20 protein-coding genes and 1 pseudogene are annotated in these 22,530 nt (G+C 56.8%); 7 read left to right on the top strand and 14 right to left on the bottom strand.

Going from position 1 to position 22,530, the window contains the following annotated elements; all coding sequences use genetic code 11:
- Window positions 1–31 precede the first annotated feature (31 nt).
- From OKC27_RS11095 to pspA, 9 genes are all read right to left on the bottom strand, one after another.
- Entirely contained in the window at window positions 32–1,000 is a 969-nt protein-coding gene (locus tag OKC27_RS11095) for an ABC transporter permease (RefSeq protein ID WP_182939475.1), read from the bottom strand.
- Complete coding sequence (locus OKC27_RS11090; RefSeq protein ID WP_058051635.1) at window positions 997–2,010, bottom strand: ABC transporter ATP-binding protein; 1,014 nt, start codon at window positions 2,008–2,010, stop codon at window positions 997–999. Before OKC27_RS11090 ends, OKC27_RS11095 begins: the two co-directional genes overlap by 4 nt.
- A 142-nt stretch (window positions 2,011–2,152) precedes the next feature.
- Window positions 2,153–3,298 carry an ABC transporter substrate-binding protein gene (locus OKC27_RS11085; RefSeq protein ID WP_042657598.1) on the bottom strand — a complete coding sequence of 382 codons (1,146 nt, stop codon included), beginning with the start codon at window positions 3,296–3,298 and terminating at the stop codon, window positions 2,153–2,155.
- 197 nt (window positions 3,299–3,495) lie between these two features.
- Entirely contained in the window at window positions 3,496–4,419 is a 924-nt protein-coding gene (locus OKC27_RS11080; RefSeq protein ID WP_005346246.1) for a LysR family transcriptional regulator, read from the bottom strand.
- A 190-nt stretch (window positions 4,420–4,609) separates the two neighbouring features.
- Complete coding sequence (locus OKC27_RS11075) at window positions 4,610–5,641, bottom strand: YcjF family protein (protein WP_182939474.1); 1,032 nt, start codon at window positions 5,639–5,641, stop codon at window positions 4,610–4,612.
- Window positions 5,642–5,706: 65 nt separating this feature from the next.
- Window positions 5,707–7,113: a YcjX family protein gene (locus OKC27_RS11070; RefSeq protein ID WP_182939473.1), complete on the bottom strand. Its 1,407-nt coding sequence runs from the start codon at window positions 7,111–7,113 to the stop codon at window positions 5,707–5,709.
- A gap of 158 nt (window positions 7,114–7,271) precedes the next feature.
- Entirely contained in the window at window positions 7,272–7,676 is a 405-nt protein-coding gene (gene pspC, locus OKC27_RS11065) for an envelope stress response membrane protein PspC (RefSeq protein WP_021231384.1), read from the bottom strand.
- On the bottom strand, window positions 7,673–7,909 hold the full coding sequence (pspB, locus tag OKC27_RS11060; protein WP_005333672.1) for an envelope stress response membrane protein PspB: 237 nt from the start codon (window positions 7,907–7,909) through the stop codon (window positions 7,673–7,675). Before pspB ends, pspC begins: the two co-directional genes overlap by 4 nt.
- A 3-nt stretch (window positions 7,910–7,912) precedes the next feature.
- Window positions 7,913–8,599: a phage shock protein PspA gene (gene pspA / locus OKC27_RS11055; protein WP_182939472.1), complete on the bottom strand. Its 687-nt coding sequence runs from the start codon at window positions 8,597–8,599 to the stop codon at window positions 7,913–7,915.
- A 196-nt stretch (window positions 8,600–8,795) separates the two neighbouring features.
- On the opposite strand from pspA, the gene pspF reads away from it, so the two are divergent.
- From pspF to OKC27_RS11025, 6 genes are all read left to right on the top strand, one after another.
- Window positions 8,796–9,824 (top strand): phage shock protein operon transcriptional activator, encoded by a 1,029-nt coding sequence (gene pspF / locus OKC27_RS11050; protein ID WP_182939471.1) that lies wholly within the window; start codon window positions 8,796–8,798, stop codon window positions 9,822–9,824.
- Between the two features lie 108 nt (window positions 9,825–9,932).
- On the top strand, window positions 9,933–11,528 hold the full coding sequence (sapA, locus tag OKC27_RS11045; protein WP_182939732.1) for an ABC transporter substrate-binding protein SapA: 1,596 nt from the start codon (window positions 9,933–9,935) through the stop codon (window positions 11,526–11,528).
- Between the two features lie 2 nt (window positions 11,529–11,530).
- Window positions 11,531–12,490, top strand: a complete 960-nt coding sequence (locus OKC27_RS11040) for an ABC transporter permease (RefSeq protein ID WP_042657605.1) — start codon at window positions 11,531–11,533, stop codon at window positions 12,488–12,490.
- 35 nt (window positions 12,491–12,525) lie between these two features.
- A complete protein-coding gene (locus OKC27_RS11035; protein WP_042657606.1) occupies window positions 12,526–13,419 on the top strand; it encodes an ABC transporter permease subunit in 894 nt (297 codons plus the stop codon).
- Window positions 13,419–14,417, top strand: coding sequence for a peptide ABC transporter ATP-binding protein (locus OKC27_RS11030; protein WP_042657607.1), 999 nt, complete (start codon window positions 13,419–13,421; stop codon window positions 14,415–14,417). The genes OKC27_RS11035 and OKC27_RS11030 overlap by 1 nt, the downstream gene beginning before the upstream one ends.
- A 34-nt stretch (window positions 14,418–14,451) precedes the next feature.
- On the top strand, window positions 14,452–15,237 hold the full coding sequence (locus tag OKC27_RS11025; protein WP_182933976.1) for a peptide ABC transporter ATP-binding protein: 786 nt from the start codon (window positions 14,452–14,454) through the stop codon (window positions 15,235–15,237).
- A gap of 104 nt (window positions 15,238–15,341) precedes the next feature.
- On the opposite strand, the gene htpG is transcribed toward OKC27_RS11025, so the two are convergent.
- The 4 genes from htpG to OKC27_RS11005 form a co-directional block, all read right to left on the bottom strand.
- Window positions 15,342–17,255: a molecular chaperone HtpG gene (gene htpG, locus OKC27_RS11020; RefSeq protein ID WP_042657608.1), complete on the bottom strand. Its 1,914-nt coding sequence runs from the start codon at window positions 17,253–17,255 to the stop codon at window positions 15,342–15,344.
- A 179-nt stretch (window positions 17,256–17,434) separates the two neighbouring features.
- A complete protein-coding gene (recR, locus tag OKC27_RS11015; protein ID WP_042062229.1) occupies window positions 17,435–18,037 on the bottom strand; it encodes a recombination mediator RecR in 603 nt (200 codons plus the stop codon).
- 659 nt (window positions 18,038–18,696) lie between these two features.
- Window positions 18,697–19,473 carry a hypothetical protein gene (locus OKC27_RS11010; RefSeq protein WP_182969152.1) on the bottom strand — a complete coding sequence of 259 codons (777 nt, stop codon included), beginning with the start codon at window positions 19,471–19,473 and terminating at the stop codon, window positions 18,697–18,699.
- A 94-nt stretch (window positions 19,474–19,567) separates the two neighbouring features.
- On the bottom strand, window positions 19,568–20,953 hold the full coding sequence (locus OKC27_RS11005; protein WP_270806245.1) for an AlbA family DNA-binding domain-containing protein: 1,386 nt from the start codon (window positions 20,951–20,953) through the stop codon (window positions 19,568–19,570).
- Between the two features lie 211 nt (window positions 20,954–21,164).
- Here OKC27_RS11005 and OKC27_RS11000 point away from each other — a divergent pair.
- Window positions 21,165–21,296, top strand: a pseudogene (locus tag OKC27_RS11000) (transposase family protein); the annotation flags it as partial.
- Window positions 21,297–21,451: 155 nt separating this feature from the next.
- On the opposite strand, the gene OKC27_RS10995 reads toward OKC27_RS11000, so the two are convergent.
- Window positions 21,452–22,369 (bottom strand): FRG domain-containing protein, encoded by a 918-nt coding sequence (locus OKC27_RS10995; RefSeq protein WP_182969154.1) that lies wholly within the window; start codon window positions 22,367–22,369, stop codon window positions 21,452–21,454.
- Window positions 22,370–22,530 lie beyond the last annotated feature (161 nt).

The raw sequence follows: 22,530 nt of genomic DNA, 5'->3' as shown, positions 1-22,530 counted from the left end.
GCCTCCTTGCTGCCGGTTCAAAGCGATAGGGTCAAAGCGCATCAAAAGCCCCCAGTCGTTTCGCAATCGCCAGATAGATGGCGATGATGAGGATTGGCACCAGCGAGAAGGCGGCTGCGAAGGGCAGATTGCCCGCCGTTCCCTGCTGCATGTAGACCACCTGACCGATATACATGGTCGAGTTGCCGATGATGCCGGGGATGATGTAATCACCGAGGGTCAGCGAGAAGGTGAAGATGGAGCCCGCCACCACACCGGGCAACGCCAGCGGCAGGATCAGATTGCGAAAAGTCTGGGCGGGTGTCGCCCCCAGATCGCTACTCGCCTCCAGGAGGGAGCGCGGAATACGCTCCACTGCCGCCTGAATGGGCAGGATCATGAAGGGCAGCCAGACGTAGACGAACACGATAAAGGTGCCAAGCCGCGAAAAAGAGAGCGACGGGCCCCCAATCACAGGTAGCGAGAGGATGGCATCAAGCAGCCACTCCAGCCCCATACTGTGCGCCAACCAACTGATGACACCCTCCTTGGCCAGGATCAGCTTCCAGGCATAGACCCGCACCAGATAGCTGGACCAGAGCGGCAACATGATCCCCACATAGAACAGCGCCCGGGTCTTGCCACTGGTGTAGCGCGCCATGTAGTAGGCAACCGGAAAACCGAGCAGGGCGCAGGCCAGGGTCACCAGCAGCGACATGCCGACGGTGCGACCGATCACATCGAGATTCTCCGGCCGCAGCAGGGCGACAAAGTTTTGCAGCCCCAGCTCGTGGCGCACCTGACCGCTGAACTCATCCAGCCCGAACAGGGAGTTGGAGAGCAGCATCAGCAAGGAGCCGACATAGATGATGCCGAGCCACAGCAGCGGCGGCCCCAGCAGGATCGCCAGCAGCAGGCCGGGTCGGCCATAGAGCAGGGTCGAGAGGCGCCGCAGCGGCCTGAAACGGGCAGGGTCGGGCTGATGGTTCATGGCAAGACTCGCACTGTGAGGGGCACTCATGGCTGCGCCCCTTGATGAGTGGCGCTCAGGCGATGGATGGCCTGCTCCGGCCAGCTGAGGCTGACCTGGGTACCACGGCTCAGGCGGGCCTGCCCCTCATTGGGATGGTTGACGATGATCTCGATCTGCTCCCCGAGGCTGACCCGATAACGGACGAAGGGGCCCAGATACTCCACTTCGCGGATCTCCCCCGACCAGCCCGGCGTACCCGCCTCACTGAGCCGGATCCGCTCCGGGCGCACCATCATCTGGCTGCCGTCGCCGCACAGCCGTCTGGCCTGCTCTCCTTCGAACAGATTGACGGTGCCGACGAAGCGGGCCACAAACGGCGTCGCCGGGGCGTCGTAGATGGTATCTGGCGCGGCGATCTGCTCGATCTTGCCCTGACTGAAGATGCAGATCCGGTCGCTCATGGAGAGCGCCTCCTGCTGATCGTGGGTGACGAAGATAAAGGTGATGCCAAGCTGGCGTTGCAGCGCCTTGAGCTCAAGCTGCATCTGCTCGCGCAGCTTGAGATCGAGGGCCCCCAGCGGCTCGTCCAGCAGCAGGATGCGTGGCTGGTTGATGAGGGCCCGGGCGATGGCGATGCGCTGGCGCTGGCCGCCGGAGAGCTGGCTTGGGCGACGTTTGCCGACGCCGGGCAGCCGCACCAGCTCCAGCATCTCGTCCACCTTGCGGTAGCGCTCGGCCTTGGCGACCCCCTTGAGCATCAGGCCATAGCCGATGTTGTCGCGCACATCCATGTTGGGAAACAGGGCATAGTCCTGAAACACCGTGTTGAGGTTGCGATCATAGGGCGGCACGGTGGAGCAGGGTTCGCCAAACAGGCGGATCTCCCCATCGCTCGGGTACTCGAAGCCCGCGATCATCCGCAGGCAGGTGGTTTTGCCGGAACCGCTCGGCCCCAGCAGGGTAAAGAATTCCCCGGAGGGGATCTGGAAAGAGATGTCATCGACCGCCTTCACCTCGCCATAGTGGCGACTGACCCGGTCAAATTGTACGGCGTTCATGGGGCGTCCTTGTCTGTGCTGGGATGGGCCGGACTCCTGTCCGGCCCATTGGTTATCCGGTTTGGGTGGTTGTGCAGAGGAGGTGCAACTCCCCTGCCGTTGGTAAGATGGCAGCCGTTGCGACCACCTTGCTCAACCTGCCTTAGCGACCGCCCAGAATGGCGATATAGTCGGAAACCCAGCGGTAATAGGGCACGCAAGTTCCCTGGCTCTTGCACTGGGAGACCGGAGTGCGCCAGAAACGAACCCGATCGAAGTTGTCGATACCGTTGGTTTTGCACCCGGTCGGGCCCAGCAGGGCATTGCCCTCGCAGGCGGCAGGCACCACAGGCACCGAGCCAAACCAGGAGGCGAGATCCCCCTGCAGCTTGTTGTTCAGGGAGTGCTCCAGCCACTTGTAAGCGCAGGTGAGGTTCTTGGCATCGCTGTGCACCATGCTGGTATCGGCCCAACCGGTGACACCCTCTTTGGGCACAGTGGTGGCGATAGGTTGCTTGTCGGCGATCAGGGTATTGGCCTGGAACGGCCAGGAGCCGGAGGCAACCACCCCTTCATTCTTGAAGTCATCGATTTGGACGAAGGCATCATGCCAGTAGCGTCCCACCAGCTGGCGCTGCTTGCGCAGCAGATCGAGGGAGGCCTTGTACTGATCCTCGTTCAGCTCGTAAGGATCTTTGATGCCCAGCGCGGGCTGATGGGTCATCAGATAGAGGGCGGCATCAGCGATGTGGATCGGGCCGTCAAAGGCTTGCACCCGTCCCTTGTTGGACTTGCCATCCGCCAGGGTCTGCTCCTCGAACACCACGTTCCAGGAGTCCGGTGCCTTGGGGAACACCTTGGTGTTGTACATCAGGATATTGCCGCCCCACTGGTAGGGCACACCGTAGTGCTTGCCATCCACCGTGTGCCAGGGGGCATTTTGCAGCCGGGGATCAATCTTGCTGTAGCTCGGAATGAGCGCCAGATTGAGCGGCTGCACCTTGCCACCAGCAATAAGGCGCAGACTGGCATCGCCGGAGGCGGTCACCAGATCGAAGCCCCCCTCGTTCATCAGCGCCACCATCTCGTCCGAGGTGGCTGCCGTCTTGACGCTCACCTTGCAGCCGGTCTCTTTTTCGAAGCCGGTCACCCAGTCGTAGTTCTTGTCGGTCTCGCCACGTTCGACGTAGCCCGCCCAGGCCACGATATTGAGCTGGCCTTCACCCTTGCCGAGCTCGGTCGGGGCAGCCTGGGTCTGGCCTGCCAGCAGCGCCGGCACAAGAGCCAGCATCAGAGGGGTCAATTTCATCATGCACTCCTTGCATTGTGTTGACTTGCATCAGGTGAAGGAACGCCGCCATGGGCGTTAACATCCTGTTAACCAGCAATGAGCTTAGGGGAGTGGCAATACGATGAATATTTCAATTTTTGGTGGCTTAGGTATCAGCTAAATCGATATCGAGTGCAGATGAATCTGAATTTTAGTGGCAACCCCGCAAGAGATGGCTAGCGAGGGAGCGCCTGACGGGCCCGCAACCGGCTCTGATCCCGCGCGATATCGATAAATTCCCGCGCCGTCCAATCCAGCCGAGAACCACGGCGCCACACCAGCCCGATATCGATGGCGGGAATGGGCTCCTTGATGGGGCGCGCCTCGACCCGCTCCTGTTCCAGCGACCAGGGGCGATAGGCAAAATCGGGCAACAGGGCAACCCCGAGCTGGCTCGCCACCAGACTGCGCACCGCCTCCACCGACGCGGTGCGCAGCACGATGCGAGGAGAGATGCCGTAGCGGCGCAGGCCGCCACCGATGATCTGATCGAGCTGATCGGCGGTCAGCGAGATCATCGGCTCCTCCCCCAGTGCCGTCAGGGAGAGGGTCGACTCGGCGCAGAGCGGGTGGTTGGCGGCCAGCCAGAGCCGCAGCGGCGAGCGGGTCAGCAGCTCGGTATCGAACGCCTCTTGCCGGATGGTGCGGTTGGTCATCAGGATCCCCACATCCACCTCACCGTTGACGATCTGGTGCTCCAGAAAAGGCTGTTCATCCTCCTTCACCTCGATCTGTACCGCCGGAAAGGCGCGGCGAAAACGGCCAAGCGCCTCCGACAGGTAGTAACCCGCCACCAAGGTGGTCACGCCAATGGTGAGTCGCCCTTGATCCTGTTGAGCGACTGCTTTGAGGGAGTGGCTCGCCTCGGTCATGGCGCCGAGAATGCGGCGGGCGTGGAGCAAAAACTGGTGCCCCTGAGTGGTGAGGGTGACGCCGCGCGGGTTGCGCTCGAATAGCGGGGCACCCAGCTCGGTCTCCAGCTCGCGAATGGCGCTGGTGACCGCCGACTGGGAGATATGCAGCTCGGCGGCGGCGCGACTCACTGAAAAGCTGTCGGCCACGGCCACAAAATAACGGATCTGGCGAAAGGTAAAGTTCATCGGGCATCCTTGCCGATTGGTACGATTGGTGTGATTGATACGATTGACTGCCAGCTTAACCGTAAACAGGCGCCTCGCCAAAGTCGGGCCATGCTGCCAACTCAATGATCTGACGATTAAAACCATGCCCCTGCGGCTTGGCGAGCACGACAGGGGCATGGGTCATCGCAGCAAGGTGCAGATAGGGCTATCAGGATTTATTGAGATACCCCGCCAGCTGGCCGATCAGCCGCTTGCGCAGCTCACCGAGTTTCGGTTTCTCGTCCGCACACCAGGGCAGCGGGCGGCACGCCTCTATGGTGCGCAGGCCAAGGCGGGCGGTGAGCAGCCCCGCCCCCACCCCTTGTGCCGCACGGGCGGAGAGCTTGGCGGTAAGCTCGGCGCCCAGCAGATCCATCCCCACCTCGGTCACCAGCTCGGTGGCACCGGCGTAGAGCATGTTGCGAAACACCTGACGAATGAGGCGAATGCGGCTCCAGTAGCCAAGCTCGATGGCGTAGACATCGGCGATATCCTCGATCATCCGCAGGTTGCGCCACAGCATCAGCATCATGTCGACGGTAGCGAGCGGGCTCAGCGCCACCAACACCGCGGCCTCCCCCGACCATTTGGCCACCCGCGCCTGTGCCAGCTTGTCGCGCTCGCCGAGTACCAGCTGACTGTAGAGGGTCAGCACCTCCCGATCGCTGTGGCTCTCGTCGAGCTGGGCCAGCCAGGTTTGATACCCCTCGCGCCCCTTGTCGCCACTTTTGACCGCCAACCCTTCGCAAAAGGCCTGCCCCTGCCCGACTCCCTGATGGGCCAGCAGATCTTCTGCCCGCGAGCGCACATCCTGACGCCGCTTGAGGGTACGCAGTCGCAACCACTCGCGCCCCACCACGCTGGCAGTCCCCGCCGCCACCAGCGCTGAGGCTGCCAGCCAGGCGCTGCCCCAGAGCGGGGTGGTGAGGAATTGATCGTAAAGAAAGGCGCCATATTGCCCCAACGAGAGCAGACCGACCGCCCCCAGCCCCCACGCCAGCAGCCGATGGCGGCGGCGCGGTTTGATGACGAGGGTGCTCTCCACCTCGGTCAAATCGTCCAGCTCGTCGAGCCGCTCGAAGCTCGCCTCCTCCAGCCGCTGGGCCGGTGCGGGCGGTCGCTCGTTACTGGCCACCGTCAAGGTAGGCTCAAGGATCACCTTGCCCTGCAGCGGCGGCCGCTCTTTTATCTGATCGTTCATCGCCTTGTTCTCCTGAAAACAGTCTCCTGTGTGCAGCGCAGGAAACAACCCCGAGCCGCACACCGTTATTCGAGGTGATCCCCGAGCAGAAACTCCAGCGCCGCATCGAGCCGGATATGGGGCAGCGCCTGATGGGCGCTCATGGGCATGGGACGAAACGCCTGAAAATCAAAGCCCTGACTGTTCCACCACTGCGCAGGGGGAATATGGGGTGGCACCTCCCCCGGGAACAGCAGCAGCGATTCACCGCTCAGGCTGGTGCCACGGATGGCGGGGAACTCGCGGCCATTGGCCACCCCCTTGCCCACTTCGGTCGCCTTGATAGCGGCGAGCGCCAGACACTCTGTGGTGATCCCCTCAAAACGGGCCTGCCCGCGGCCGCTGCGCACCAGATGCTGGAGCAGGGAGACCATGGGCGCATGCTGTTCGGGGGTGACGTGATCGGCCTTGCTCGCCACAAACAGCAGCTTGTCGATGCGCGGCGAAAAGAGCCGCCGCCACCAGTTGCTCTTGCCATAGGCAAAGCTCTCCATGATGCGGGCGATGGCCTGCTGCATGTCGCCAAAGCTGGCTGCCCCGGCATTGAGGGGCTGCAGGCAGTCCACCAGCACGATCTGGCGATCAAAGCCGGCAAAGTGCTGCTGATAAAAACCCTGCACCAGATGCTGCTTGTACTGCTCGAAGCGCTGCTTGAGGGTGGCGTAGAGGGTGCCATCGGCGGGTTCGCTGGCAGGCATCTCCCACACCCAGGGGACAAATTGCAGCATGGGGGCACCGGCATACTCCCCCGGCAAGACGAAGCGGCCGGGCTGAATGAGGTGCAATCCCAGCTCCTGTTTGCAGGCATGAAGATAGGCGGTGTAACGCTCGGCCAGCTCAGCCACCGGCCGCTCTTCGAAGCGCTGATCGGCCTGCCACCCGGGTGTCAGCCAGCTGGCGGCGAGTGCTTGCAGCTCTGGGCGACGCAGCTGCTCACGCACCTGTTCACTCCACTGCTCGTAGTTCATCTCAAGGAGCGGCAAGTCGAGCAGCCACTCCCCGGGGTAGTCCACCAGATCCACGTAGAGGGTGGAGATCTCCCCCAGATGCTTGCGCAGGGGATGACGGGTGCGATAGCGAATTTCGAGGCGAACCTCGGCCACGCCGCGGGTGGGCTCGGGCCAGGCCGGTGGATCGCCAAACAGGGAGTCGAGGCCACGTTCGTAGGCAAAGGTGGGAATATGGGCATTGAGCTGCGGCACCCGGCGGGCGCCGAGGATGCGCCCCTGACGCAGGGCATCCCACAACGGCAAACGGCCATCGATGGCCGCATGTTCCAGCTGGTTGACCAGCGCCGTGATAAAGGCGGTCTTGCCGCTGCGCGAGAGGCCGGTCACCGCCAGCCGGATATGGCGATCCCGCACCCGGTTCACCACGTCGTTCGCCTTGTGTTGCAGGCGAGTCAACTTCTGTTCCAGTTTATTGAGTATCAAGGCTTGATCCGTTCTCCCTTGGTGGTTGCATCCGGCGTGTTTGGCCGTGCGATAGGTCGACCACTTATCCACGTCTGGATAGTTGGTGTCGATGGTGGCGCATCACAAAAGACTCCACCATCGACATTGGGTGCTTCAGCAGGCACTTTCGACAGGCACTACAGCTTGCGAAATTCCCGCTGCAGGGTGAACTCTCTGGAGGTCACCAGCTTCTCGATCCGCTGAACTCTCGGCTCCAGCGCGTCAAGTTCCTGCGCGATACGGCCCAGCGCCTGATGAGGGGTGACACCTGCCTGCCAGCTGCGCGCCTTCATCCGCACCTCGGCAAAGTCGGCATCCTCTTGCGAATAGAGGGTGACCGGCTTTTTATCGAGCAAGAACCAGGCGGCGATATAGGCGGTGAAGGTGATGAAACCGGCGAAGATAAGGCCACTGATGGCGAGCAGCCGCACGATCCAGGTCTCTACCCCGAAGTACTCTGCCAAACCGGCACAGATCCCGGCTATCTTGCCGCGCTGGGGATCGCGATAGAGGTTACGCCCTTCACGACTGACACTGCTCATACCTTGTTCCTCCAACCGGGTACTTCCGCATCCAGAATCGATTCCAGCGCGCCAACCCGCTCCTGCATCTTCTCGGTGCGGGCCAGCAACCCTTGCAGCTGTTCCCGCTCGCTATCGGCAAGACCGGCGCCAATCCGCCCCTTGGCACGGTAGTGCAGCACCAGCCAGATGGGGGCCACCACCACCATGAAGACCACCATGGGAACCATCAATACGCCCAGCAGATCTTCCATCTGTTACTCCCCCTGTTTACCTTCGCTCTTGCTGTCGCCCTGGCCCAGCTTCTGGCGCATGGCTTCCAGCTCTTTGCTTATCTGATCGTCCACTTCCAGCTCGGCAAACTGCTGCGCCAGCGCCTTGTCGGACTGACCCAGATCGGCGCGCGCTTCCATTTCGTCGATACGACGCTCCATCCGCTCGAACTTGCTCACCACCGCCTGGCTCTCGCCACGGGCTACCTGGCTCTGCACATTGAGACGGCTGCTGGCCGCTTCGGTGCGAATGGCCATCGCCTTTTGACGGGCGCGGGCATCTTCCAGCTTGGCTTCGAGCTGGCGGATCTCTTCAGCCAGCTTCTCGATGCCGCTGTCGACCGCCTGCTGCTCGCGGTAGAGGGTCTCTGACAACTCGGTCTGTTTCTTCTTCTCGATAAGGGCTGCGCGGGCCAAATCTTCACGCCCCTTGGTCAGGGCCAGCTCGGCCTTGGCCTGCCACTCATCGACCCGCTCCTGATGACGGGCGACCTGACGGCCAATCTCTTTCTGGCTGGCGAGGAAGCGGGCCAGATTGGAACGCTCCTTGACCAGCTCGTCTTCCATCTCCTGGATGATCAGGCGCACCATCTTCTGGGGATCTTCTGCCTTGTCGAGCAGGGCCGTCAGGTTGGAATTGATGATGTCGGCCAGACGGGAAAAAATACTCATGATTGCACTCCTGTTATTGGCATGGCGTTGTTTCTCCATTGACAATGGCAACTTGTGTGCCAATCTGGAACAAAATTTAACTTGTTGATTTATATGGGGCAGAATGGCTGGATTGCAAGATACCTCGCGCAAGTGATGATTAAATTCACCAACTTTTGGTAAGATTGACCAGCTTTTACAACTGACAGGGATCACTATGACCACGGCCACGGAAAGCCTGCTGGGGGAATCCAACGCATTTCTCGAGATCATTGAGCAGGCCTCACGGCTCGCCCCGCTGCGCAAACCCGTGCTGATCATCGGTGAGCGGGGGACGGGCAAGGAGCTGATCGCCCACCGCCTACATTATCTCTCGGCGCGCTGGGATCAAAGCTTTGTCACCATCAACTGCGCCACCCTGAGCGAGAGCCTGCTGGAGACCGAGCTGTTCGGTCACGAGGCGGGTTCGTTTACCGGCGCGGCCAAGCGCCATCAGGGCCGCTTCGAGCGGGCCGATGGCGGCACCCTGTTCCTCGACGAGCTGGCCACCACCAGCGCCCGGGTGCAGGAGAAGCTGCTGCGGGTCATCGAATATGGCGAGTTCGAGCGGGTGGGCGGGGCCAAGCCCCTCAAGGTGGATGTGCGGCTGGTCTGCGCCACCAACGAGGATCTCCCTGCGCTCGCCGACAAGGGGCAGTTTCGCCACGATCTGCTCGACCGGCTCGCGTTTGATGTGATCACCCTCCCCCCCTTGCGGGAGCGGCGGGAAGATATCCTGATGCTGGCGGAGCACTTCGCCCACAGCATGACCCGGGAGCTGGGCTATCCGCTGTTTGCCGGTTTCTCGCGTAAAGCAACCCAGTTACTGCTTGATTACCACTGGCCGGGCAACGTGCGGGAGCTGAAGAACGTGGTGGAGCGCAGCATCTACCGTCAGGGCAATCCCCAGCTGCCGCTCTCGACCCTGGTGATCAACCCGTTTGATTCACCCTGGCGACCACAGGCTACGCAACCTGCGCAAGAGGCCCGAAGCGAGGTACAATCCGCATCCCCCCTCACCCTGCCGCTCGATCTCAAGCAGGCGGTGGCGGAATACGAGATTAATTTACTCAAGCAAGCGATGCAGCAATCCCAGTATAATCAGCGCAAAGCCGCTCAACTGCTGGCCTTAAGCTATCACCAGTTCCGTGGCATGCTACGCAAGTATCAGCTGCTGGATGGCGATAACGATGCAGAACAAGAGTGAAGGAGCGCAGTTGATGCCGACGCCAGCAACACGCCAGCCTTCGCGCTGGCACATTTGTATCAAAACGTGCGTACAAAGCCCCTATAAGAACATGGTTCAACAATGAGAATGCTCACACCCTTGCTGCTGGGTCTGCTGGTGCTGGTCACCGGCTGCCAGAAGCAACCCGAGGCCTCCAAAACCGGACTCATCTATTGTGCTGAGGGCTCACCCCTCTCCTTCAATCCCCATGTTTCCAACTCCGGGGTGACACTGGATGCCAGTGCCCGTCCGCTCTACGACCGCCTGCTGGAGGTGAACCCCAACACCCTGGCGCTGGAGCCGGCGCTCGCCACCAACTGGCAGATCAGCGAGGATGGCCTCACCTATACCTTGACTCTGCGCAAGGGGGTGACGTTTCACCATACCCCCTGGTTCAAGCCCACCCGCACCTTCAATGCCGATGACGTGGTCTTCACCTATGCCCGCCAGCTTGACGAGCAGCACCCCTACCACAATGTCTCCGGCGGCGATTACCCCTACTTCTACAGCCTGGGGCAAGATCTGCTGATCAAGCGGGTGAGCAAGAAGGGGCCGCAGACGGTGGTATTCGAGCTGAACCAGCCGAACGCCTCCTTCCTCGCCACCCTGGCCAGCGACTATGCGGTGATCCTCTCCGCCGAATACGCCGAACAGATGCTGCAGGCGGGCACGCCAGCCCTGCTGGATAGCCGCCCCATCGGCACCGGCCCGTTCAGCTTCAAGGAGTATCGCCACAACGAGTTCATCCGCTATCTGCGCCACCCCGGCTACTGGGGCGGCGATGCCAAGATTGAACAGCTGGTCTACGACATCACTCCCAAATCCGCCAAACGGCTGGCCAAGCTGCTGACCGGCGAGTGCGACGTGATGAGCACCCCTTCCGCCAGCCAGCTCTCGGTGATCAAGCAAAATCCGGAGCTGAGCCTCTCGGTCCAGTCGGGGATGAACGTGGCCTTTTTGGCCCTCAATACCCGCAAGCCGCCGTTCAACAACGTCAAGGTTCGCCAAGCCATTGCCAGCGCCATCAATATCGACAACCTGTTGCAGGCGGTCTATTTCGATACCGGCCTGCCCGCCAACAGCCTGCTGCCCCCCCTCTCATGGGGTTACAACCCCAGCCTGCCCGAGCGCAAGCCCGACTTGAAACGGGCGCGCCAGCTGCTCAAGGAAGCGGGACTGGAAAAAGGGTTCGAGATGCAGGTGCTGGTACAACCGGACGCCCGCCCCTACAACCCCGATGCGGTCAAGACCGCCCAGCTGATCCGCAGTGATCTGGCCAAGGTCGGGATCAAGCTCAAGATCGTGCAACGGGAGTGGCCGGTGATCGAAGGCCGCCTCACCAAGGGGCAGTACGACAGCCTGCTCTCCGGCTGGATTGCCGACAACGCCGATCCGGACAACTTCTTCCGCCAGCTGCTGAGCTGCTCGGCGGTGGAGCGGGGCAACAACTACAGCCGCTGGTGCAGCCCGGCCTTCGATCAGCTGCTGGATGATGCGGTCACCACGCCCCAGCTCTCGTTCCGGCTGCGCAACTACTACTATGCCCAGACCCTGCTTAACGAACAGCTGCCGCTGATCCCGCTGGCGCACGCCTTGCGTACCCAGGTCAGCCGCAGCGACATCGAGGGGCTGACGCTGATGCCCTTTGGCGGCACCTCCTTCAACCAGGCTCACAGGGAGTAAGCATGCTTCTATACACCTTGCGCCGCATCAACCTGCTGCTCATCACCCTGCTGGCGCTGACCTTCGTCGCCTATCTGCTGGACTATCGGCTGATCGGCCATCAGATCAGCTTCTGGAGCGGCTACCCCGACTTCCTGCGCCGCATTTTTGCAGGGGACCTGGGGCTATCCAGCGTCTCCGGGCTGCCGGTGCTGGACGAGATCCGCCACTACTTCCCGGCGACCCTGATCCTCTGTCTGGCCGCCTTTGCCATCTCGCTGCTGGTGGGGATCCCTCTTGGCACCCTGGCGGCACTGTCACAGGGCAAGACGCTGGATCTCTCCATCATGACCGCCGGTCTGATCGGCTATGCGGTGCCGGTGTTCTGGCTGGCGCTGCTGGTAGTGATGCTCTTTTCGCTAGACCTTGGCTGGCTACCCGCATCGGGTCAGATCAGCCTGCTCTATGACGTGCCGCCCATCACCGGCATCGCGGTGATCGATGTGCTGCTCAGCCACGAGCCCTGGCGGCAAGCGGCGCTGCACGATGCCCTGCGCCACCTGATCCTCCCGTCACTGGTGCTGGCGGTGGTGCCCACCACCGAGGTGATCCGCCATGTGCGCAGCTCCCTCATCGACGTGATGAAGCAGAACTACATCAAGGCGGCGGCGAGCCGGGGGCTTTCCAAGGCGCAGATCGTCTGGCGCCATGGTCTGAAGAACGCCTTGCCGCCGGTACTGCCGCTGCTGGGTCTGCAACTGGGCAGCGTGCTCACCTCCGCCATGATCACCGAGGTGGTGTTCGAGTGGCACGGGATCGGTCGCTGGCTCATCAGCAGCATCGCCCTGCAGGATTACGCCGCCATTCGTGGCGCCACCCTGGTGGTCGCCAGTTTCGTGATCCTGACCAGCGTCAGCACCGAGTTGCTGACCACCCTTATCTATCCGGCACGGCGCAAAGAGTTGTATGCCAAACAAGATTGAACGCGCTCATGGCGTGACCAGGAGCCAGGTATCCTATGCAAGATAAATCGAACATCTATCCCGAGCTCAAGATCCTCTCGCCCCTTGAGCAGACGTGGGCCTCCTACAGCCGCAATCCGCTGGCCATGGCGGGGCTCTGGTGCTTTTTGCTGTTGCTGCTCATCACGCTGGTAGGGCCGCTGGTCGTCCCCTACGGCATCGATGAACAGCATGCCGACAAGCTGCTGCTGGCCCCCTCCTGGGCGGCGACCGGCAATATCGACTACTTCCTCGGCACCGATGATCTGGGGCGCGACATGCTCTCCCGGCTGGTGGTGGGGGCGCGGCTCACCTTCGGTTATGCGCTGGTGGTGGTGGTGATCGCCATGGTGGTGGGCTCCGCCATCGGCATCCTCGGTGGCATGAGCAAGGGGCTCAAGTCGAGCGTGCTGCACCACCTGCTCGATACCCTGCTCTCCATCCCCTCCCTGCTGATGGCCATCATCATGGTCGCCATCATGGGGCCGGGTTTTGGCAATACCCTGATTGCCATTACCCTCGCGTTGATCCCGCCCTTTATCCGGGCCACCTACAACGCAGTGCATGCCGAGATGCAGAAGGAGTACATCACCGCCAGCCGCCTCGATGGCTCGCCTCCCTTCAGGATCATGCGGCTGGCCATTTTGCCCAACATCGTCGAAACCCTGGTGGCCCAGACCACCCGCACCTTGTCGGCAGCCATCCTCGATATCTCGGCAGTCGGTTTTCTTGGCCTCGGTGCTCAGTCCCCTCAACCGGAGTGGGGCACCATGCTGGCCGATTCGAGCGACCTCATCTATCTCGCCCCCTGGACCGTCACCCTGCCCGGCATCGCCATCCTGTTTAGCGTGCTGGTCACCAATTTAGTTGGTGAAGGCATTCGTGAAGCACTCAAAGAGGGGAATGACTGATGCCTCTGCTCGACATACGCAATCTCACCATCGAGATCGACACCCCGCAAGGCAAGGTCAAGGCGGTGGACAAGGTGAGCCTGACCCTGACCGAGGGGGAGATCCGCGGTCTGGTGGGTGAATCCGGCTCAGGCAAGAGTCTGGTGGCCAAGGTGATCGTCGGTATCGAGAAGGATAACTGGACGGTACGTGCCGACCGGATGCGCTTCAACGACATGGATCTGCTGACCATGGCCCCCAAGGAGCGCCGCCGCATCATGGGTCGCGAGATCGCCATGATTTTTCAGGATCCCATCAGCTGTCTCGACCCCTCCGAGGAGATCGGCACCCAGCTGGAAGAGGCGATCCCGACCGATTCGTTCGAGGGGCAATTCTGGCAGCGCTTCCAGTGGCGCAAGAAGAAGGCCATCGCCCTGCTGCACCGGGTCGGCGTCAAGGATCACCGCAAGGTGATGCGCGCCTATCCCCACGAGCTGTCGGATGGCATGTGCCAGAAGGTGATGATCGCCATGGCCATTGCCAACAAGCCGCGCCTGCTGGTGGCCGATGAGCCCACCAGCGCCATGGAATCCACCACCCACTCCCAGATCCTGCGGCTGCTGGACAAGATGAACAAGCTGGGCAACACCACCATCCTGATCATCAGTAACGACATCGCAGCGATCGCCAACCTGACCGATACCATCAACGTGATGTACTGCGGCCAGATGGTGGAGGTGGGCACCCGGGAGCAGATCCTCGAGACCCCGCATCACCCCTATACCGATGCGCTGCTCAAATCGATCCCCGACTTTGACAAGCTGGTGCGCCACAAGTCGCGCCTCGAAACCCTGCCCGGCGTCATCCCGCCGCTGCAACACCTGCCCATCGGCTGCCGTCTGGGGCCACGCTGCCCCTACGCCCAGAAGCAGTGCGTGCAGACCCCGCTGATGAACAAGATCAAGGGCCATCAGTTCAGCTGTCACTTCCCGCTGAACATGGAGGAGCCGAAAAAATGATGACCGTTAATGCCCCCATGAAGGAGCCCCGCTTGTGATCGAGCCATCCCTGTTGCAGGTCAGAGGCCTTAGCAAAACCTACCAGAACCGCACCGGTCTGTTCCGTCGTCAGGCGGTGGAGGCGATCAAACCTCTCTCGTTCGACCTCGAAGTTGGGCAGACTCTGGCCATCGTCGGCGAGGCGGGCTCCGGCAAGAGCACCCTCGCCCGCATTCTGGCTGGCATGATCGAACCCACCAGCGGCGACATCGCCATCGACGGCCAGCTGATGGTGCACGGTGATTACCAGACTCGCTGCAAACTACTGCGGATGATTTTTCAGGATCCCAACACCTCGCTGAACCGCAAGATCCGGGTCGGCCAGATCCTGGAAACCCCGCTGCGCCTCAACACCGAAATGAGTGAAGAGGAGCGCCGCGAGAAGGTGGTGCAGACCCTGCGCATGGTGGGGATGCTGCCGGATCACGCCCTGTTCTACCCGCAGATGCTCTCCTCCGGTCAGCAGCAGCGGGTGGCGCTGGCGCGGGCGCTGATCCTCAACCCCAAGATCGTGGTGGCCGATGAGGCGCTCTCCACGCTGGATATCTCGGTACGCTCCCAGATCATCAACCTGCTGCTGGAGATGCAGGAGACCATGGGGCTCAGCTATGTGCTGGTGGCCAACGATCTGGGCATCGTCAGCCACATCAGCGACGAGGTGCTGGTGATGCATGAAGGGCGCGTGGTGGAGCGCGGCAAGACCCTCAAGGTGTTTGCCGATCCCCAGCACGAGGTGACCCGGCGTCTGATCCAGAACTACAACAACGAATACCGTAAATAGAGAGGCGCTGGCCGTCTCCCTTGCCGCTGTTTTCGCCGCGCTCACACGGCGGGATCAAAAAAGCCCACTGCATGCAGTGGGCTTTTTGTTATCGGAGTTGCGGCTTAGGCTTGCAGCAGCAGGCGGTTGATGCGGGAGACGAAGCTCGCCGGATCATTCAGCCCGCCCTGCTCGGCCAGCTGGGCCTGTTCGTGCAGCAGGGTGACCCACTCGCCGAACAGCGCCTCGTCTTCGATGGTGTCGAGTTTCTTCACCAGCGCGTGGTCGGGGTTGAGCTCCAGAATGTACTTCTGCTCCGGTACCGGCTGACCGGCGGCGCGCATCAGCTTGATCATCTGGGTGCTCATACCGTAAGCGTCGGTGACGATGCAAGAGGGTGAATCGGTCAGACGGTGAGTAACGCGCACCTCTTTCACCGCTTCGCCGAGGCTCTTCTTGACCCGCTCAACCAGACCAGCGTTGGCCTTCTCGGCCTCTTCCTGGGCCTGCTTGGAGGCTTCGTCTTCCAGATCGCCGAGATCCAGTTCGCCACGGGTGACGGAGATAAGCTGCTTGCCGTCGAACTCGGTCAGGTGGCTCATCAGCCACTCGTCCACACGCTCCCACATCAGCAGCACTTCGACACCCTTCTTGCGGAAGATCTCGAGGTGCGGGCTGTTCTTGGCAGCGGCATAAGAGTCAGCAGTGATGTAGTAGATCTTCTGCTGGCCTTCCTTCATGCGGCCAACGTAATCCTCAAGAGAGACGGTCTGGGCTTCACCCTCGCCAGCGGTGCTGGCAAAGCGCAGCAGCTTGGCGATCTCTTCGCGGTTGGCGTAATCCTCGGCCGGGCCCTCTTTGAGCACGTTGCCGAACTCTTTCCAGAACTTGGCGTACTTCTCGGCATCATCCTTGGCCAGCTTGGAGAGCATGGTCAACACGCGCTTGGAGCACGCCTTGCGCAGGGAGGCGGTCACCTTGTTGTCCTGCAGGATTTCACGGCTGACGTTGAGCGGCAGATCGTTGGAATCCAGCACCCCTTTGACGAAGCGCAGGTAGGTCGGCATAAACTGCTCGGCGTCATCCATGATGAAGACACGCTGCACGTAGAGCTTCAGACCGTGCTTCTGCTCGCGGTTGTAGAGGTCGAACGGTGCGCGGGCCGGTACGTAGAGCAGGCTGGTGTACTCCTGCGCCCCTTCCACCCGGTTGTGACCCCATAGCAGCGGATCTTCGAAGTCGTGAGCGACGTGCTTGTAGAACTCCTGATACTCCTCGTCCTTGATATCTTTCGGGTTGCGGGTCCAGAGTGCAGTCGCGCGGTTGACCTGCTCCCACTCGCCCGGAGTACCGACGATGGTTTCGCCATCCTCTTCACGATCCGGGGTGCCCTCTTTGAACATCTCGACCGGCACGCTGATGTGATCGGAGTACTTGCTCACCACGGAGCGCAGACGCCAGTCGTCGAGGAACTCTTCTTCCTCGGCACGCAGATGCAGGATAACGTCGGTACCGCGACCCTCTTTGGTCACGTCAGCGACGGTGAAGGAGCCTTCCCCTTCCGATTCCCACTGCACACCCTGCTCCGGAGCAGTACCGGCGGCACGGGAAACGACGGTCACCTTGTCGGCAACGATGAAGGCGGAGTAGAAACCGACCCCAAACTGACCGATCAGCTGGGAGTCACGGCCTTGATCGCCAGAGAGGTTTTTGAAGAATTCTGCGGTGCCGGACTTGGCGATGGTACCCAGGTGCTCGATCACCTGATCACGGGTCATACCGATCCCGTTATCGGAGATGGTCAGGGTACGCTTCTCTTTATCCACCACCAGACGCACACGCAACTGGCCGTCGTTTTCGAACAAAGAGGCATCGGAAAGCGCCTTGAAGCGCAGCTTGTCCGCCGCATCGGAGGCGTTGGAGATCAGCTCGCGCAGGAATACTTCTTTGTTGGAGTAGAGGCTGTGAGCCATCAGGCTCAGCAGTTGTTTAACTTCAGTCTGAAAGCCGTGGGTTTCGGCATGAACACTTTGGGTCATGGACCAATCCTCAGAAACATCGGGTTGAACATATGCCCAACCTAGATGGGGACGGCCAATCAAATATCAAGGGGCGAGTCTGCAATCCTGCTCACTCGCCCCTTTAAATCAGCTCAAACGGCTATTTATTGTCCAGTTCGCCCCCTGTTGATTCGGGGGCAACAAACCGGCTCACCTTGTTATTTCAAGCGCTGCCGCCCCATCAGGGAGTGGGACAGCGTGGTGCCATCCACCAGCTCCAGCTCACCCCCTACCGGCACCCCGTGGGCGATGCGGCTCACCTCCACCCCGGCATGACGGGCCATGTCAGCGATATACCAGGCGGTGGCATCCCCCTCGATAGTGGGATTGGTGGCGAGGATCAGCTCGCTGATGTGCTCATCCTTCAACCGGCGCTCGAGAATATCGAGCCCCAGCTCCTCCGGACCGATGCCGTCCAGCGGCGACAGATGGCCCATCAGCACAAAGTAGCGACCGGAGAACTGACCGGTCTGCTCGATGGCGGCCACATCCGCCGGGCTCTCCACCACACAGAGCAGGCCGTTTTCTTCCCGCTTGGGATTGGCGCAAATATCGCAGCGATCGTTCTCGGTAAAGGTGCGGCAGTGGCTGCAATGACCAATCTCGGTCAGGGCGCGAGAGAGCAGCTGGGCCAACCGCAAGCCGCCGCTGCGCTCACGCTCGAGCAGGGTAAAGGCCATCCGCTGGGCAGACTTGGGCCCCACCCCCGGCAATACCTGCAGGGCTTTCATCATCTCATCGAGCAGGGGACTGAACTTCATAACACTCCTTACACAGGCCTGCCCCTCGCTACCACCAGGGCCACGACGGGTCAGCAAAACAGGATAACGCCATTGGCGCAGGACTATACCCGAGCCAGCCCCCCATCGCCATCGGCTTGCCCACAGCGCCCGCGAAAAACGCGGATAGCAAAAAGCCCTGATGTTTCCATCAAGGCTTTCAATCTGGCAGTGCACTATGGCGCTGAACGTCAGATCCGCGCCGACAAGCCACAGAACTATTCGGCATTGCCGCTTTTTAAGACGAGCCGCAGCTTCGGACAAACCAAGCGAAGTTTTTCGCTCCACACTGCCAGCACCACGTCTGGATGGCGCCTAAAAACAAAAAACCGACCATCAGGTCGGTTTTTGCAATTTGGCGGTGAGGGAGGGATTCGAACCCTCGAAATCACTCACTAAAGCATTGTGAATCAACCAGTTACGGTTTTAAACAAAACAAAACAAAACAAAACAAAACAAAACAAAACAAAACAATGTCATGTTTATGTTGCACTGTCAATATAATTAATCATTAAATTATGGTATGTTTCATACCAATTACATTATATTCCAAACGCAATAGCTTCAGCATACTTATTAATTTAGAGAAAAACTCTCTTCTAGTAATAAATGACGTATAGCATAAAATATGTAGCCATTTATTATTCTAAAGCCGCTGAAAGACTAGTCATAATTTTTTGTTTTATTTTCTTTTTTAGTAACGCTCGCTCTTGTTCAAACAAAACACTTTGCTCTAATAAAGCTTTTTCAACCATAGACTTACACTTTATTTCGTTCAGCTTTATACTTTTATCAACTAAAGATTTTATGTCATCCGTGACTAAATGCGCCCATTTTCTATTCGCTTTGATCGCGGCTACAGCCCCCTTTCCAATTGGTAACGAATTTAAAATTGTAGAATCTATTAGGCCTAATCTAGAAAGAACATAAATAGACAATGCTAACTCCTCTGTGATCTTTGATTGGGTGTTATTTGCTCCTTTATGACTTCCATGTTCTTTGGTATCATTCATGTTTTCTTGATGAGTCCCCCACTGCAAGTTATTTATATCATTGTTATGTCGCCCCAAGCTCCCGTGTCTAGCATACGGCTTAGATATATCCTCGCCAATAAACGCTATTAATCTCGCTCTATGAAGAAGTAAAGATTTTGAGCGTTTCACTCTATTTGTATCAGCTGATATAGTAACATCAAAGTTAAGGTATGGACCTTTTGAAGTCTTTCTAGTAGATACTCTCCGATATTTCCCATCAAGTACTTCTACAACATTTATTTTTGTACTTTTATAATCAAACTCTCTATCTGATATTAAATAACGCTTATCATTTTTTATCTCAATGTCCTTTATAGGTTTCCATGAAACCCCTTGTTTTTCTGTAATAACGTTAAATTCCATACTATCTATATATATAGTCATAAGACCACTCTGTTTATAATCATGACATCTAGCGTCATCAATTTATATTTTGCCACATTAATATTCATATAAATTAATATAAGAAAAAGTATGCCTATTGAAAAGTATTTGTTGGGACATTGCGAACTTTACTAAAACCCCAAGCGTCGGTATCATCTATTAACTCATTTGCATCGGATGTAATTCCAACTGCTTCAAATACTCGGAAGACAATTGGCATTGCAAATACATAGGGCACAGGTTGATATTCCTGATAACAATCAAAATTAACTATGCGCGTCGCCCTCTCATGGAAAGACATATTCTGCTCACTAGGTTCCTGTGGCACAACAATATTTTTATCCATGGTTAATGGAATAGAGTACTCTCTAGATCTTTTAATGAATTTTTCGGAGTCTACAAATGGAGATGTATGAAATACATTTCTTAGAGTGAAACATGAGAAAATATCTCGATTATCGTCTGTAGCTTTTAACATGTGAAGATAACAATTGGATAACGAAGCTACTATTTGTACAAAAATAGAGTAGTCAACTATTTTTATGTTTGAGTGACCTAAGTCATAGGCAAGCTGACAGTACTCTTTGCAATAATTATTTTCACCATGGGTTTTGATAAACTGACTCAAATCAAACAAATTCAATGGAATATCAAATCGTGCTACGCCATCATGCCACCACCTCAATGTAAGTGTCGGTTGACTTGGATCACTAACCTGTATTTGTCTTGCAATAAACCCATCTGTAGTTGAGTTAACTCCAGTCATTGGGGCATGTACACCTAAAATGTTTTTATTTGTATTTCTTACAATATTAGAAAACTCAGAAAATGACAGTTTTTTTGAAGGCCCAAGCTGTCCCTGTGCCGGTTTTAAATAGATATATGCCCATGGCGCGTCGGCTTGGTTGGATGGAAGCATAGGGACATCTGTTAGAAATTTAGACATTTTAATTTTTTTATCATGACCACGCTGCCACAATTCATCAAGAATATATCTATCTGTCTCTTCTCTGGGCTTAGATTGATCAGCCAACCTTCGATATATTCTGCCAGAAGAGTGTATATGAGGGGTGTTATGGCTCATAGGAATTCCAATAATTAGAATTGATCTCCCCTCTGCTAGCCCAATATCAACAAGTGGTCCGTGGATTATTTTTTCTACATATAAAACCTCAGGGTTAATATGGGCCGAGGCCGCTTCTCTAATATCTCTAGATATTTTTTCTAAATCACTTCTTTGTACACCAATGAATTCCGCAGCAGTACGGCACCCATCAGAGCTTTCACTAACACCAAGGATTAACCAACCGCCATATTGATTGGCAAAAGCAGACATATGCTTTGCATAGTCGACAATTTTCAACCCCTGAATCTTATAGTCAATATACCAACCCTCTGAAACATCCCTTAATAAAAGAAGATCCTCCTCGTCAATATCATCAAGATGACTTTCAAATGGATAATAAGAGTAATTAAGCAACGCATTTCTCCCTATACCTACCAAATGGCTGGAACTACAATTGATATTTGGCTTTAATTAAAATTAATATATCTATATATAACACCATATACTATATCAGGGCGAGACCGTGAACTTACAGTTGGCAATATGATGTAAAAATGTTGCCTGTGATTTTGATTTGACCTCAAGATCAGCTTGTGATCTTATGCTCTCTTTTTAGGGACTCTCCATGCCGATTGATGCCGTTCTAACTCAGTTTTTTGCTGACATTCATGATCGTCGCCAAAACGCAAAAATTAATTATGCCTTCTATGACGTACTGTTTCTTACCGTTTGCGCGGTGATCGGGGGCGCCGACGGCTAGGGGATGCATGAAATAGAAAAGTTACCACTTTCAAAGTCGATTATGTGTTCTGGGAAACTAATGTCCGACGATTTAGTTCTAAAGCGTTGCACCCTTCTAATCAATTCAATGGACATAGATAGCGTCCTTAATTAAAGGACATAGCATTCAACTCAGCGGGAATATGATACTTTAATGCTGAACGGTACGTATTCTTTAATGCTTGAAGAAAATTCAACATTATCCAAACCATAATCATTTTTAATAAACTGTGAAACCATGTCCATCTCAGGAAATAGTTTTGCTTTTGAAATGCCGACCCCAGATAACTGTTTCAAAATGCTCAACTTATCTGATGACTTGATAATGTATCGCTTATGTTTCGGCCTAAAAATCCACTCATCGGGAAGAGTAGCTGGAATGTGTTTATTTTGCCCGATACCAAACAATAAAAACGCACCATCTTGCCGGACGACTCTAGGGTTATCCATTTTTGGCTTTACACAAACTACACTTTTTACATGATTCGGGTTTATTCTTTCCAAAAAATGTGGTTTTTCTTGTTTAATATCATGCATTAGCTTTAAAGCATGATGATTTTCTTTATGATGAAACTTACTATAATCTCCATCAAATCGTTCAGCCACTTCAAAATCAGCTTTAGCCCATGCAACGTTAGACACAACGCTGACAGTATCGCTATCGAAATATTTAACCTCTGACTTAGGGATTTTAAAGAAAATAATTTCCCCATCCCTTTCATATTCGCCAACGCAAGCAAAATAAAGCGCAACCAATGGATTCTCTGTAATGTCAAGCAATCTTGTAGGTAAATCATAGTGCTGCATTTTTACTAGCTTTTCAAAACTGCTCTTCATAGAGATGAATTCGTTAGGGCAGCGCATGATAATCTCTCGAATGATCTTGTCTTCATTTGAAAACCAACGCTGATTTCGATATATCGAAGGCAGTAGCGAGAATTCTTTATTAGCATGCCCACGAAAGAAAAATAAACTATCTCTATCTTCCAGCTCTGGCATAATCCCAAGTAGAGTTCTCAGGCTCCCTAGCTGTGTTTCTTTTATTTCCAATGTCACTCCTTATTTTTATTTAAACGCCATCTACTGGCTCAGGCGGCCAATATTCGTACTAGGGCGAGAGCACAGATTCCAGTACAGGGCGGGAGCACACTTTGTTGATATTTTAACCAAAGAATAACTGAGCCCGATAGTCGTCATTCCAGCCGGCTCTT

Source organism: Aeromonas sp. QDB62 (genome assembly GCF_027705695.1).
GTDB classification, from domain to species: domain Bacteria; phylum Pseudomonadota; class Gammaproteobacteria; order Enterobacterales; family Aeromonadaceae; genus Aeromonas; species Aeromonas allosaccharophila.
Note: the sequence above shows the minus strand (reverse complement) of the source record. Positions and strands in the feature narration are given on the sequence as shown.

Excerpts from the sequence above, each read along its gene's own strand:
- OKC27_RS11075 (WP_182939474.1), bottom strand. The coding sequence starts at position 5,641 with ATGAACGATCAGATAAAAGAGCGGCCGCCGCTGCAGGGCAAGGTGATC.
- pspF (WP_182939471.1), top strand. The coding sequence starts at position 8,796 with ATGACCACGGCCACGGAAAGCCTGCTGGGGGAATCCAACGCATTTCTC.
- OKC27_RS11035 (WP_042657606.1), top strand. The coding sequence starts at position 12,526 with ATGCAAGATAAATCGAACATCTATCCCGAGCTCAAGATCCTCTCGCCC.
- OKC27_RS11080 (WP_005346246.1), bottom strand. The coding sequence starts at position 4,419 with ATGAACTTTACCTTTCGCCAGATCCGTTATTTTGTGGCCGTGGCCGAC.
- htpG (WP_042657608.1), bottom strand. The coding sequence starts at position 17,255 with ATGACCCAAAGTGTTCATGCCGAAACCCACGGCTTTCAGACTGAAGTT.
- OKC27_RS11085 (WP_042657598.1), bottom strand. The coding sequence starts at position 3,298 with ATGAAATTGACCCCTCTGATGCTGGCTCTTGTGCCGGCGCTGCTGGCA.
- pspB (WP_005333672.1), bottom strand. The coding sequence starts at position 7,909 with ATGGAAGATCTGCTGGGCGTATTGATGGTTCCCATGGTGGTCTTCATG.
- OKC27_RS11095 (WP_182939475.1), bottom strand. The coding sequence starts at position 1,000 with ATGAGTGCCCCTCACAGTGCGAGTCTTGCCATGAACCATCAGCCCGAC.
- OKC27_RS11030 (WP_042657607.1), top strand. The coding sequence starts at position 13,419 with ATGCCTCTGCTCGACATACGCAATCTCACCATCGAGATCGACACCCCG.
- pspA (WP_182939472.1), bottom strand. The coding sequence starts at position 8,599 with ATGAGTATTTTTTCCCGTCTGGCCGACATCATCAATTCCAACCTGACG.
- OKC27_RS11090 (WP_058051635.1), bottom strand. The coding sequence starts at position 2,010 with ATGAACGCCGTACAATTTGACCGGGTCAGTCGCCACTATGGCGAGGTG.
- sapA (WP_182939732.1), top strand. The coding sequence starts at position 9,933 with ATGCTCACACCCTTGCTGCTGGGTCTGCTGGTGCTGGTCACCGGCTGC.
- recR (WP_042062229.1), bottom strand. The coding sequence starts at position 18,037 with ATGAAGTTCAGTCCCCTGCTCGATGAGATGATGAAAGCCCTGCAGGTA.
- OKC27_RS11040 (WP_042657605.1), top strand. The coding sequence starts at position 11,531 with ATGCTTCTATACACCTTGCGCCGCATCAACCTGCTGCTCATCACCCTG.
- pspC (WP_021231384.1), bottom strand. The coding sequence starts at position 7,676 with ATGAGCAGTGTCAGTCGTGAAGGGCGTAACCTCTATCGCGATCCCCAG.
- OKC27_RS11010 (WP_182969152.1), bottom strand. The coding sequence starts at position 19,473 with ATGACTATATATATAGATAGTATGGAATTTAACGTTATTACAGAAAAA.